Origin of the sequence: Microbacterium alkaliflavum (assembly GCF_044325405.1) — a bacterium.
Classification (GTDB): domain Bacteria; phylum Actinomycetota; class Actinomycetes; order Actinomycetales; family Microbacteriaceae; genus Microbacterium; species Microbacterium alkaliflavum.
The window spans coordinates 718127-732073 of record NZ_JBIQWL010000002.1 but is presented as its reverse complement, the minus strand read 5'-3'; the positions used below and the strand labels follow the sequence as shown (position 1 = coordinate 732073).

6 protein-coding genes and 1 pseudogene are annotated in these 13947 nt (G+C 72.1%); 5 read left to right on the top strand and 2 right to left on the bottom strand.

Annotated elements, in window-relative coordinates; translation table 11 throughout:
* Complete coding sequence (locus ACH3VR_RS08385; protein ID WP_449566853.1) at positions 1-3513, top strand: UvrD-helicase domain-containing protein; 3513 nt, start codon at positions 1-3, stop codon at positions 3511-3513.
* A 401-nt stretch (positions 3514-3914) separates the two neighbouring features.
* Here ACH3VR_RS08385 and ACH3VR_RS23350 read toward each other — a convergent pair.
* Positions 3915-4664 (bottom strand): annotated as a pseudogene (locus tag ACH3VR_RS23350) (phosphotransferase); the annotation flags it as partial.
* 112 nt (positions 4665-4776) lie between these two features.
* On the opposite strand from ACH3VR_RS23350, the gene nudC reads away from it, so the two are divergent.
* Together nudC and ACH3VR_RS08370 are read left to right on the top strand one after the other, a co-directional pair.
* Positions 4777-5703 carry an NAD(+) diphosphatase gene (gene nudC / locus ACH3VR_RS08375; protein ID WP_396640294.1) on the top strand — a complete coding sequence of 309 codons (927 nt, stop codon included), beginning with the start codon at positions 4777-4779 and terminating at the stop codon, positions 5701-5703.
* Positions 5700-7460, top strand: a complete 1761-nt coding sequence (locus ACH3VR_RS08370) for an ATP-dependent helicase (protein ID WP_396640293.1) — start codon at positions 5700-5702, stop codon at positions 7458-7460. The genes nudC and ACH3VR_RS08370 overlap by 4 nt, the downstream gene beginning before the upstream one ends.
* A 751-nt stretch (positions 7461-8211) precedes the next feature.
* Here the strand turns inward: ACH3VR_RS08370 and ACH3VR_RS08365 are convergent.
* Positions 8212-9663, bottom strand: coding sequence for a zinc-dependent metalloprotease (locus ACH3VR_RS08365; protein WP_396640292.1), 1452 nt, complete (start codon positions 9661-9663; stop codon positions 8212-8214).
* A gap of 134 nt (positions 9664-9797) precedes the next feature.
* Here ACH3VR_RS08365 and ACH3VR_RS08360 point away from each other — a divergent pair, with 134 nt between their 5' ends.
* Positions 9798-10922, top strand: a complete 1125-nt coding sequence (locus ACH3VR_RS08360) for a YlbL family protein (RefSeq protein ID WP_396640291.1) — start codon at positions 9798-9800, stop codon at positions 10920-10922.
* An 86-nt stretch (positions 10923-11008) separates the two neighbouring features.
* Positions 11009-13924 (top strand): UPF0182 family membrane protein, encoded by a 2916-nt coding sequence (locus ACH3VR_RS08355; protein ID WP_396640290.1) that lies wholly within the window; start codon positions 11009-11011, stop codon positions 13922-13924.
* Positions 13925-13947: the final 23 nt, after the last annotated feature.

Genomic DNA, 13947 nt, shown 5'->3' with positions numbered 1-13947 from the left:
ATGACGCTTTCCGACGCAGAGCTCCTCGCCTGGACGGGGCCGCTCTCGATCTCCGCCGCGACCGTCGCCCTCGCCCTCGGCCTCCCGCAGCCGACTCCCGAGCAGCGCGCCGTCATCGAGGCGCCCGCGGCGCCGGCGATCGTCATCGCCGGTGCGGGCAGCGGCAAGACCGAGACGATGTCGGGCCGGGTCGTCTGGCTCGTCGCGAACGGCCATGTGCGCGCCGAGGAGGTGCTGGGTCTCACATTCACGCGGAAGGCCGCGGGTGAGCTCTCCGAGCGCATCCAGCGCCGCCTCTCCACGATCGGCGAGTACGAGCGCCGGGGACTCCTCCCGCACCTCGAGGCGATCGCGGCGCGCGGCGACCTCGACCGGTTCTGGGCAGACCACGCCGCTTCTGCGGCGCGTGAGCGTCAGGACGCCTTCGCGCTCTTCCTCGACGCGCTCGCGATCGAGTTCGAGACCGGCGGAGAGCGGCCCGGCGCCCTCGCCGACGCGCTGCTGCAGCGGGCCCGCGTCGCGACGTACAACTCGTTCGCCGATGCGATCGTGCGCGACCACGGCGCGCGCATCGGGCGCGATCCCGACTCCGCTCTGCTCAGCCAGTCCGGCTCCTGGCTGCTCGCCCGCCGGGTCGTGATCGCGTCGGCGGACGAGCGCCTCTCCGAGCGCGAGGAGGCCTTCTCGACTGTCGTCGACGCCGTCCACCAGCTCGCGGGCGAGGTGCTCGACAACCGGATAGACCTCGCGGAGCTCGCAGGGTACGGCGATCGGTGGGCCGCGCGGCTGGGCGACGTCTCGTGCCGGCTCAAGAAGCATCAAGACCTCGTCGACGGCGCCCGCCGCAGCCTCAGCGGACTTCCCGTGCTGGCGGGGCTCGTCGCGGACTACGCCGAGCGCAAGCGCGGCGACGACACGCTCGACTTCGCCGATCAGGTCGCGGGGGCCCTGCAGATCGTCGAGGCGGCGCCGGATGTGGCAGCCGAGCTGCGCGATCAGTACCGCGTCGTGCTCCTCGACGAGTATCAGGACACGTCGGTCATCCAGACCGAGCTGCTCGCGGCGATCTTCCACGACACCCCCGTCATGGCGGTGGGCGACCCGCAGCAGTCGATCTACGGCTGGCGCGGCGCGTCCGCCGACAACCTCGCCGCCTTCCCGCGCGTCTTCGCCCGCGGGGCCACGGCGGCGCGCCACAGCCTCATGATCAGCTGGCGCAACGATCTCGGCGTGCTCACGGCTGCCAATGCCCTCCTGGCCGGAAGCGCGACAGGGCTCGTCGGGGTCGATCCGCTGGCGCCGCGGCCCGGGGCCGGTCAGGGCCGCGTCGCGCACCGGTACCCGTCGAGCGTCGACGACGAGGCCCGCGAGGTGGCGGAGTGGTTCGCGCGCGTGCGCGCCGAGCACGCGGCCGAGCGCGACACGCCGCACTCGGGTGCCGTGCTGTTCCGCACGAAGCGCCACATGCAGCTGTTCTCCGAGGCGCTCGACCGTGCCGGGGTGCCCAACCGCATCCTGGGCCTCGGCGGACTCCTTTCGGCACCCGAGGTCGTCGATGTCATCTCGGCGCTGCGGGTCGTGCACGACCCGATGCAGGGGTCGGCTCTGCTGCGGATCCTGTCCGGTCCGAGGTTCGCGGTCGGCGTGCCCGATCTCGCCGCCCTCCATGCCCTCGCCGAGACGCTCGCGCGCCGGGATGCGAGCCTCACGCCGTTCGACGCCGAGCTCGTCCAGCGCATCCGCGCCTCGGCGGGCACCGATGAGCAGGTGTCGATCGTCGACGCGCTCGAGTTCGTGCGGCGCGCGCCCGACGACTACCGGCTCATCGGCGAGATCTCGCCGGGCGGGCGCACGCGTCTGCGCGAAGCGGGGGAGCTGTTCGAGCGGCTCCGGCGCGCCGTCGGCCAGCCGATCCCCGACCTCATCCGCATGATCGAGCTCGAGCTCCGCCTCGACATCGAGCTGGCCGCGAACGAGTCGCGGGGGCCCGCGCGGCTGGCCTCGGCACGCCTGCGCTCCTTCCTCGACGAAGTGCGCTCGTTCCTCCTCGCCGACGACCGCGGCTCGGTCGCGAGCCTTCTCGCGTGGCTCGACCACGCCGAGGAGACCGACGAGCTCATGCCGCGGCCCGAGCCGCCCGAGCCGGGCGTCGTGCAGCTGCTCACGATCCATGGGTCGAAGGGCCTCGAATGGGATGCCGTCGCCGTCGTGCGGCTCGTCGAGAACGAGCTGCCCAAGGCGCCGCGCACCGTGTCGGGCTGGCTCGGCTTCGGGGTGCTCCCGTATGCGCTGCGCGGCGACCGCGACGCCCTGCCGCGGCTCGAATGGGACCTCGCCGACGACGGCGCCGACCTCGCGCCCGCCATCGAGGCCTTCCGCGAAGCCGATCGCGCCCACCAGGAGCGGGAAGAGCGCCGGCTCGCCTACGTCGCGGTGACCCGCGCCCGCGCCGACCTGCTGCTCAGCGGGTCGCACTGGGCCGGTCAGCAGTCCGCCCGCAAGCCCAGCCGCTACCTCGTCGAGATGCTCGCGGCGCTCGGCGCCGACGAGATCGACGCGACCGATCCGGGGGACAACCCCTACCTCGAGCAGGGCGGGCGCATCCTCAGCTGGCCGCTCGACCCGCTCGGAGGTCGCCGCGACCTCGTCGAGCGCGCCGCCACCGCTGTCGCCGCCGCGCAGGATCGCGATCCCGAGCCGGATGAGATCCTCGGCCCGCTCCTCGCCGAGGCCGAGCGCCGCCGGCGCGGCCACGTGCCCGAGGCCCCCGCGCGCATCGGCGCGTCGCGGTTCAAGGACTTCGTCGGCGACTACGGAGCGACGGTCAGGGCGATCGCGCGCCCGCTGCCCGAGCGTCCCTACGGCGAGACGCTGCGCGGCACGCTGTTCCACGCGTGGGTCGAGCAGCGCTCGGGCCTCGCGGGGCGCGTCGCATCCCTCGACGACGGTCTGTGGGAGATCGACGACGATGCGCCCGACACCGAGGTGTCGGCGCTGGAGGAGCAGGCCCTCACCGACCTGAAGGCGACCTTCGAGGCATCGGAGTGGGGGCCGCTGCAGCCCATCGAGGTCGAGACCGAGATCGACATCACCCTCGAGGGCGCCGCAGAGCTCGGGCACGTCATCTGCAAGCTCGACGCCGTCTACCGACGCGCCGACCGCGGCGACCGCATCGAGATCGTCGACTGGAAGACGGGCCGACCACCCGCCTCAGCGGCCGAGCGGGAGGAGCGGATGCTGCAGCTCGCGCTGTACCGCCTCGCGTACCACAAGCGGCACGGCGTGCCCCTCGAACAGATCGACGTCGCGCTCTACTACGTCGGGCACGACCGCGTCATCCGCTCCGACCGGGTCTACTCCGAGGCCGAGCTCGTCCAGCGCTGGAACGCCGCGCGCGAGGCGCGCTCGGCCTCGCGCTCCTCGTCGAGCTCGACAGGCGCCGGCAGGCCGCCGGTCTCCGATCCGAGCCGCGGCGCGGGCAGCCCGATCGGCGCCGTCGAGACATCCTCGTAGGCGGTCGCCGCCACGGCCGCGGGTGCAGGCTCGGTGTCCTCGACGGGAAGCTCGACCCGCGTCGTCGCCGCATCCGGCGAGACGTCCTCCGTCGTGACCCACAGCGAGAGCTCCTCCGGGTCGTACGCGTCGGTCTGCATCGACGTGTCGACGACAGCGCTCGTCGCCTCCGGCACACGGCCGAGGAGGGCGATCGCGTCCTCGACGTCGAGGTCGCCGTCGGGCAGGAGTTCGTCGCCGCGCACGCCCTCGGCGAGCGACGCGAGGAGCGTCACGGCGTCGTCGACGATCTCTTCGCGGTCGTTCTCGACGCCGTGCACGAGCCACTTCGCGAACTCGAGCTCGGCGTACAGGCGCGACCGCTCGCGCACGAGCGCGTCGGGAGCCCGTGAGCTGCGCGCGGCGTAGGCGCGGTAGACGTCGTCGGCCGCGGCGGGGGCGGAGGCGAGCCACTGCAGGTCGGTCGCGGGATCGCCGACCTGCAGGCCGTGCCACTCGAGCAGGCCCGTGACGTGCGGCACGCCGTCGACGTCCTCGAAGAGGAACGATGCCGCCCCCGCGCCGCCGAGGACGACCGCGGCCTCGAAGCGCCAGAGTGCGGTCGCATCGAGCGCCCGCTGCCAGCGCGCGACGAGCGCCTTGGGCGCCTTGCGGGTCGCGCGGACGCGGTCGACGAGGCGCACGGCGTCGTCGCGGATCTGCTGCGGCGTGCGCACGGGAAGGCCCTCCGTGCGGACGATCGACAGGGGCAGCGCGTGCAGCGCCGCGAGAGCCTCGCCGACGGACGTCGCGGCCCCTCGGCCGGGCGGGAGGTGCGCCGCGTCGACGCGGTAGCCGGGCAGGAAGTCGACGACCACGACGCGGGCATCGCCGAGACCCGCTTCCCCCAGCAGCTCGGGCGCTCGGAAGGGCAGCAGGCCTCGCACACCGGGGGTCAGGGCGCGCAGCGCCCGCACCTGGGCGGCCAGTTCCGACGCGGCGTCGGTGTCGGCGGGCGCGCGCACGACGACGCGGCGCCCGTCGTCGAGATCGGCGACGGCGGAGTCGAACCGACCGGCCGCGCCCTCCGTCAGGGCGCCCGCCCCGACGACGCCGACCCGGGGAAGAGCCGACGTGACGGACGCGGCTAGAGTGAGGGGAGAGCGTGCCATGTGCACCAGGGTAGGTCGGCCGTCGCCGCCCGCCACCGCGCCACGCCCTGGCACGCCCACCCTGCCGAGCGCTCGCCGATCCGCCGCCCGACCACCAGGAGAGAGGTGCTGGATGACGACGCCCGAAGGGTTCCGCTCGGTCCTGGCCGGTCCCGGCCTCGACCGCGCCGCCGACGAGCGATCGATCGACGGGCTCATCGAGACGCTGCGGGCGGATGCCACCACACGCGTTCTCGTCGTGCACGGCGATGCGGCACCGTTGGCCGCGAACGCCGAGGCGGGGCATCCCGCCCTCTTCTACGTCGCTGCCGAGGCGGCACCCGACGAGGCGGTCTGGGCGTTCCTCGGACGGGACGGGCTCGGCGCCGCCGTGCTCGTCGCCGCGCTGCCGGCCGAGGCCGATCAGCCCTTCGCCGCTCCCGGAGGCTGGGTCGGGCTGCGGGTGGTCGGCGGCGAGCTCACCGCGACCGATGCGGGCGCCTTCGTCGAAGCGCTCAGCCTCGGCCGCTGGCTCGTCGACGCGCCGTACTGCCCCGCCTGCGGCTCGCTCACGCGTCTGCAGACCGCGGGGTGGTCGCGCCACTGCCCCGAATGCGGTCGCGAGCACTTCCCCCGCACCGACCCTGCCGTCATCGTCGCCATCACGAGCGACCGCGATCCCGACCGGCTGCTGCTCGGGTCCAACGCGCTGTGGGGCGTGAACCGCTTCTCGTGCTTCGCGGGCTTCGCCGAGGCGGGGGAGTCGCTCGAGGCGACGGTCGCAAGGGAGGTGCGCGAGGAGTGCGGCGTCGAGGTGCACCGTGTGCGGTACCGCGGCTCGCAGGCCTGGCCGTACCCGCGCTCGCTGATGGTCGGATTCCTCGCGGCCGCGATCGACGACGATGCCGCCGAAGCGGACGGCGAGGAGATCGCCGCCGTGCGCTGGTTCACCCGCGACGAGATCGGTGCGGCGCTGAACGGCGAGGGCGATGTGCTGCTGCCGGGCCGCGCATCGATCGCGCACCGTCTCATCGTCGACTGGCATTCGGGGGCCGAGTGACAGGCGGCCCCCTCGAGGGACTCGACGAGCGCCAGCGCGAGGCCGCGACGACCCTCCGCGGACCCGTCGCCGTGCTCGCGGGCGCCGGCACGGGCAAGACGCGCGTCATCACGCGTCGCATCGCGCACGGCGTGGACACCGGCGCCTACTCGCCCGGCCGCGTCATGGCCGTCACGTTCACGGCGAAGGCCGCGGGCGAGATGCGCACGCGCCTGCGGGCGATGGGCGTCGACGGCGTCGCCGCGCGCACGTTCCATGCGGCCGCCCTCGCACAGCTGAACTTCTTCTGGCCGCAGCTCGCGGGCGACCAGGCGCCGAGCATCGTCGACAACAAGGTGCGGCTGCTCGCGCACGCCGCCGACGGCGTCGGCCTCGCCCCCGACGTCGCGACGCTGCGCGACGTCGCGAGCGAGATCGAGTGGCGCAAGGTGACCATGCACAGCATCGCCGCCTACGCAGAGGCGCGGCCGCGCGGAGTGGGCCGGCTCGACGTCGACCAGGTCATCGCGCTGCAGCAGTCGTACGAGAAGCTCAAGGACGAACGGCGCCAGCTCGACTTCGAAGACGTCCTGCTCGCGTGCGCGGGCATGCTCGAGGCCGAGCCCCAGGTCGTGCATGCGGTCCGCGAGCAGTACCGGCATTTCACCGTCGACGAGTTCCAGGACGTCTCTCCGCTGCAGCATCGCCTGCTCGAGCTGTGGCTCGGCGATCGGCGCGACCTCTGCGTCGTCGGCGACGCGAGCCAGACGATCTACTCGTTCGCGGGCGCCGACGCGCGCTTCCTCCTCGAGTTCGAGCATCGCCACGAGGGCGCCAAGGTCGTGCGGCTCGAGAGGAACCACCGGTCGGATGCTCCGATCCTCGCCGTCGCCAATGCGCTCATGCGCGATCGGCCCGGAGCGCTCGTGCTCACCGCGTCACGCCCCGCCGCCGTCGGCGCCGAGCCGACCGTCACGGCGTTCGCCGACGACGAGGCGGAAGCCCGTGGCGTCGCCGCACGCATCCGCACCCAGATCGAAGCCGGCATCGATCCGCGTCGAATCGCCGTGCTCTACCGCGCGCACGCGCAGTCGGCCGAGGTGCTCAAGGCCCTCGCCGACGCCGGCATCGCGGCCTCGGTGCTGGGCGGACGGCGCTTCTGGGACATCCCCGAAGTCCGCCAAGGAGTCATGGCGCTGCGCGCGGCCGCGGTCGCGCCGATCGAGACCGGCTTCGTCGACACGGTGCGCGACGTTCTGCGCAACATCGGCCTCACCGACGAGCCCCCGCAGGCCGGGGGCGCGCTCCGAGACGCGTGGGAAACCCGCGCGGCCCTCCTGCGCCTCGCCGAGGAGGCCCCGCCCGGCACGACGCTGCGCGGCTTCTCCGACGATCTCGTCGCGCGAGCGAAGGCGCAGGACGAACCGGCCCTGCGCACCGTCACGCTCGCGACGCTGCACGCCGCGAAGGGCCTCGAGTGGGACCACGTGCACCTCGTCGGCCTCGCCGAGGGGCTGCTGCCCATCGGCTACGCCACGACGTTCGAGCAGGTCGACGAGGAGCGGCGGCTCGCGTACGTCGGGATCACGCGGGCCGCGCGAAGCCTCTCGCTGTCGTGGTCGCCGGGAGTTCGCGGACGGATGCCGTCGCGATTCCTCCGAGAGATCGGCAGCGACACGCTGCGTGCGGGCGATGCGTCCGCGTCGTCGGGCCGCCCCCGGCGCGCAGCGTCACCGCGGACGTCGACTGCCGCTCGGTCCGACGCAGCCCCTCGCTGAGCAGCCGCGCCGCCACCAGGCCCGCCTCCCACGCGAACGCGAGCGAGACCGCCGGCGCACGGCGTCCGAGCAGCTGGGCCGCCAGCCGCGGCCACGCCTCGTCGGCGTCGCACCGCTCCGCCGCGACGCATGCGAGGCATGCGGTGACGCCGGGCCGCACGAAGGGCCCGACCTCGGCGCTCGCGCCGCCGAACACCACGGGAAGGTGCGGGATGTCCCGGCCGAGGAGCACCGCCGCCTGTCGGGGCTCGACGAGGTGCGCGGCCAGCACGACGACCGGCACGAGCCCGTCGCCCGGCCGGGGGAGGGATGCATCGAACCCGGCCGCTGCGAGTGCGTCGGCGACGCCGCGCGCGGTCTCGGGGGCGATCCCGTCGGCCGCCTGCACCGCCACGACGCGGGGAGGCAGAGGCGTGGACGGCGCCATCGCCCGCCTCAGGCGCCCCACGAACCGGGCCGCCGCACCTGCGGGCGCGCCGAGCGCCTGTGCGACGGCGTCGAGAGCAGCCGGCGGGACGCCGTGCTCGAGCTCGTGGACGAGCCGCTCCTGCCATGCCTCGGTCGTCTGGACGACCGCGACGGCGTCGAGGCCGAACTGCACGGTCGTGTCGTCGCGCCAGAGCGGCGGATGAGCGGGGTCGAGTCGCAGCATCCCTCGATCATGCGGATCTCCGAGCGGGCCGGAGGCTCTTTCCACATGGTCGTCCGCCGGAGACGGCTCTTGGCGGGGGCTGGGGAGGAGAGGGCGGGGTCAGACCGGCCGCTCGTCGCCTCCCCGGTCCTCACCGGTGCCGTCGTCGGGCGCCGACTCGTCAGACTCAGCCGCACCCTCCGCCGAAGCGCCGCGCGCGGCATCCTCGGACGCACCACTCTCCGACGCGTCGTCACCGCCCGCGAGGAGCTGCTCGAGGGCGTCGTCGAAGGCGTCGCGCGCGGGCTCCTCGCCGCGGGCGCGGGCCTCGAGCCGCGCCACGAGCGCCGCGGGGTCGTCGATGTCGTCCGACGTGGGCATGAAGTCGGGGTAGTCCCACAGCGCGTCGCGTGCGGCGACGCCGACGGCGTCGGTGACGGCGCGCCACATCGCGGCGGCCTCGCGCATGCGCCGCGGGCGGATCTCGAGTCCGACGAGCGAACCGAGCGCCTGCTCGGCGGGCCCTCCGACGGCGCGTCGGCGACGCACGGCCTCGGCGATGCGCTCGGCGGTGGGCAGGCGCGTCGTCGCCTCGGCGGTGACGACATCGACCCAGCCCTCGATCGTCGCGAGGAGGTTCTCGAGCCGTGTGAGGGCGGCGGTCTGCGCGTCGGAGCGCGCGGGCAGGAGCGCCCCGCTCTCCAGGGCGTTGCGCAGCTCCTCGGGCTGGGAGGGGTCGAAGCGCGAGGCCAGGTCTTCCAGCGCCTCGGTGTCGACGTGGATGCCGCGCGCGAAGTCCGTCACCTGCGAGATGACGTGCAGGCGCAGCCACCGGGCGTGCCGGAAGAGCCGGGCGTGCGCGAGCTCGCGTGTCGCGATATAGAGGGCGAGCTGGTCCTCGGGAATCTCGAGGTCCCTGCCGAAGTCGGCGAAGTTCTGCGGCAGGATCGCTGCGTCGCCGCTCGGCAGGAGAGGGATTCCGACGTCGCCGCCCGAGACGACCTCGAGCGACAGCCGGCCGACCACCTGGCCGAGCTGCGTCGCGAACAGCGAGCCGCCGACGCTGCGCATGAGTCGCCCGGCGCCCTGCACGAGGTTCTGCATGTCGTCGGGAGCCTGCTCGCTGAGGGCGCTCGTCAGCGCGTCGGCGATGCTCGTCGCGACGGGCTCCGCGAGCTCCTGCCACACAGGGAGGGTCGCCTCGACCCAGCCGCCGCGCGTGAGGGCGCGGGGAGGCTGTGCGAGGTCCGAGATCGTCGTCGCCTCGCTGAGCCACAGCGTCGCGAGCGCGAACGCCTGGTCGAGGTCCGTGCGCTGGCCTGTCGTCACGCCGAGGCCGTCCTGGTTGGCGATGTGCAGCGCCTGACGCTGCGCGAGGTCCCACGAGATCTCGCCGTCGCCCTCGAACGCGCCCTGCAGGTGGCGCATGACCGTCTGCATCATGGCGGGGTCGATCCCCAGGCCGGTCAGCCGGGAGAGCTGTTCGGGGTCGATCCCGTCGGCTCCGCCTCCGAAGAGCTGCCTGATGAGCTCCTGGAACTCCTCTTCGGGACTGCGGTCGTCGTCTGTCACTTCAGCCGCCTTTCAGCCGGGTCATGACGTCGCGTTCTACGCTAGTCGCACGCACCCTCGCGCTCCCCGCCCGGACCCTGCTCGCTGTACGCCGGTCGCGAACGACAGGCGAGTCCCAGGCAGAAAGGTCCTCCGTGGCGCTGTTCGACGAGAACGTCACCATCACGCCCGCACCGCGGCGGCGCCTGACGCGAGGCCAGCTGATCGGCGTATGGGCGCTCGCGATCGCGATGGTCATCCTGCTGGTGCTGACGTTCCTGCCGACCGCCTACGTCATCCAGCGCCCCGGACCGGTCTACAACACGCTCGGCACGGCCGCGAACGCCGACGGCGAGAACGTCCCGCTCATCTCGGTCGACGGCGCCCAGACGTACGAGACCGCCGGCGCCCTCGACCTCCTGACGGTGCAGGTCGTCGGCAACCGCGAGCGCACGCCGTCGTGGTTCGAGCTCGCGACGGCATGGTTCGATCCCACGAAGGCCGTCCTTCCGATCGACGCGGTCTTTCCCGCCGACCAGACCACCGAGCAGCGCAACGAGGAGAGCTCGGCCATGATGGTCGACTCGCAGAAGGAGGCCACCGCGGCCGCCCTGAAGCAGCTCGGGTACGACGTGCAGACGCGCATCGCGGTGCACTCGTTCACGAAGGACTCGGCGGCCGAGGGCGCCTTGCAGGCGGGCGACGTGATCCTCCAGCTCGACGGCACCCCCATCACGAGCGGCGACCAGCTGCGGGGGCTCGTGCAGGAGGCGGGCGGCGCGCCCGTCGAGCTGCTCATCGAGCGCGGCGGCGAGCAGCTCACCGTCACGGTGCAGCCCAAGCAGACCGAGGTGCAGGGCGAGACGCTGTGGCTGCTGGGCATCACGCTGCTCAGCGACTACGACTTCCCGATCGACGTCACGATCCAGCTCAACAACGTGGGCGGCCCCTCTGCCGGCATGATGTTCGCCCTCGGCATCATCGACACGCTGACGCCCGGTGAGCTCAACGGCGGCCAGAAGGTCGCCGGCACGGGCACCATCTCGGCCGACGGCACCGTGGGGCCGATCGGCGGCATCCGTCAGAAGCTCTGGGGCGCGGTCGGCGCGGGAGCCGACTGGTTCCTGGCGCCGGAGTCCAACTGCGACGAGGTCGTCGGTCACGTGCCCGCCGGACTTCGCGTGTTCGCGGTGCAGAAGCTCGAGGATTCGATCACCGTGCTCGACACCATCCGGGAGGGCGGCGATCTCGACGCGCTCCCGACGTGCACCGCGGGCTGAGGCGCTCACCCGACCTGGCGAAACTCCGGGAGTTCGCCCATCGCGGACAAAGCATTCGCCCAGAACCGCCCACCTAGGATGAAACGGTGACCACGACGCCTGCACCGACACCGGCAGCGCCCTCCCGAACCCGTCGAATCATTGCGATCAGCCTCGCGATCATCGCTGCCCTCGTGGTGGCCTTCTTCGTCTTCGCGAACCTGTACGCCGACTGGCTCTGGTACGACCAGCTCGGCTTCTCGTCGGTGCTGGTCAGGCAGTGGGTCGCCCGCATCGTCATGTTCGCGGTCGGATTCCTCGGCATGGCCGTGCCGGTGTGGCTCGCGATCCAGCTGGCGTATCGCCTGCGTCCCGTCTACGCGCGCCTGAGCTCGCAGCTCGACCGCTACCAGGAGGTCGTCGAGCCTCTCCGCCGGCTCGCGATGTGGGGCATCCCGATCTTCTTCGGCTTCTTCGCGGGCTTCGCGACCTCGGCTCAGTGGGAGACCACCTGGATGTGGTTCAACGGCGTGCAGACGTCGACGACCGATCCGCAGTTCCACATGGACACCGGGTTCTACCTGTTCGCCATGCCGTTCTACAGCGCGCTGCTCGGCTTCCTGTCCGCTGTGCTCCTGGTGTGTCTGCTGATGACCGCCGTCGTCTCGTATCTGTACGGCTCGGTGCGCGTCGGCCAGCGCGAACTGCGCATCTCGAAGGCGGCCCGCATCCAGCTCGCCGTCGTGGCGGGCCTGTACCTGCTCGTGCAGGCGGCGAGCCTGTGGCTCGACCGCTACAAGACGCTCATCGAGCCGGGCGACCGCATCGTGGGCCCCGGCTACGTCGGCACGCACGCGATCATCCCGGGTCTGACGATCCTCTCGATCGTCGCCGTGCTCGTCGCGGTGCTCTTCTTCGTCACGGCGATCATCGGCCGCTGGCGCTACCCGCTCATCGCTACGGCGCTGCTCATCATCTCGGCGATCGTGCTCGGCGTCGGCTACCCGTGGGTGCTCAACACCTTCCAGGTGCGCCCGAACCAGCTCGCGCTGGAGGAGCAGTACTACCAGCGCAGCATCGACAACACCAAGGACGCGTACGGCATCGACGGTCTCGAGAAGACCGACTACGCCGCGACGACGGATGCCGAGCCCGGCCAGCTGCGCGCCGATGCGGCCACGACGGCGCAGATCCGCATCATGGACCCGGCGATCATCAGCCCCACGGTGCGTCAGCTCGAGCAGTACCGCTCCTACTACCAGTTCGCCGACCCGCTCGACGTCGACCGCTACGACATCGGGGGCGTCTCGCAGGACACCGTCGTCTCGGTGCGCGAGCTCGACGTCAGCCAGCTCGGCAACGCGGCGTCGTGGCAGAACACGACGCTCGTCTACACGCACGGCTACGGCCTCGTGGCCGCTCGGGGCAACGACCGCACGACGGACGGCAACCCTGTCTTCATCGAGCAGGGCATCCCGGTCGCCGGCGTCCTTACCGACCAGGAGCAGTTCGAGCCGCGCGTCTACTTCGGCGAGGACTCGCCGACCTACTCGATCGTCGGCGCGCCGGCCACCACGGCGCCCATCGAGCTCGACTATCCCGCGGGAGAGGACGGCGCGACCGAGACGAAGACGACGTTCGAGGGCAACGGCGGTCCCAGCGTCGGCAACGTCTTCAACCGTCTGATCTACGCGCTGAAATTCCAGTCCGAGCAGATCCTGTTCTCCGACTACCTCAACCAGGACTCGCAGATCCTCTACGACCGCAGCCCGCTGGACCGCGTGCAGAAGGTCGCGCCGTATCTCGAGCTCGACAAGGACCCGTACCCGAGCATCGTCGACGGCCGAATCGTGTGGATCATCGACGGCTACACCACGAGCGACAGCTATCCGTACTCGACGCTCGTGAGCCTGCAGCAGGCCATCGCCGACGCGAACAACGAGACCCCGCGGGTCGCCCTGGACAACATCAACTACATCCGCAACTCGGTCAAGGCGACCGTCGACGCGTACGACGGTCACGTCACGCTCTACGCGTGGGACGAGAACGACCCGATCCTGAAGACGTGGCAGAAGATCTACCCGTCGACGCTCAAGCCGATCTCGGCGATGTCGGGCGACCTCATGAGCCACGTGCGGTACCCGACCGACCTGTTCAAGGCGCAGCGCGCGATGCTCGGCGTCTACCACGTCGACGACGCGCAGTCGTTCTACCAGCGCGACAACGCCTGGAAGACGCCGGACGACCCGCAGAACCCGAACTTCCTGCAGCCGCCGTACTACCTGACGATGCAGATGCCCGGACAGACGTCGCCCGCCTACTCGATGTTCACGAGCTTCATCCCGGCCGGTGACAACACGAGAAACGTGCTCATGGGCTATCTCGCGGTGGACTCGAACGCCGGGAACAAGGACGGCGTGAAGGCGGCCGACTACGGCAAGCTCAGGATGCTCGTGATCGACGCGTCCACGAGCGTTCCCGGCCCGGGTCAGGTGCAGAACACCTTCGACGCCGACCCCCAGGTCTCCGCGTTCATCAACATCCTGAGACAGGGCCAGTCCGACGTCCTGAACGGCAACCTGCTGACGCTTCCCGTCGGCGGCGGCCTGCTGTACGTGCAGCCGGTCTTCGTCCAGTCGTCGGGTGCCACGAAGCTCCCGACGCTGCAGAAGGTGCTCGTGTCGTTCGGCAACAAGGTCGCGTTCGAGGACACCCTGAACGAGGCGCTGGACACCCTGTTCGGCGGCGACTCGGGAGCCAGCGCCGGCGACACCGGCGTGACGCCGACGCCGACGCCTGAGGCGACCCCGACCCCCGAGGCGACACCGACGCCGGAGGCGACCCCGGCGCCGAACCCCTCGCCGAGCGTCCCTGCCGACGAGTACCAGGCCGCGCTGCAGCAGGCGCAGCAGGCGATGCTCGACCGCCAGGCCGCGCTCGCAGCGGGCGACTGGGCCGCGTACGGCGAGGCCGACGCCCGCCTGACGGCGGCGGTCGAGAAGCTCATCCAGCTCGGCGGCTGATCCGCAGCATCCACGAGACTGAG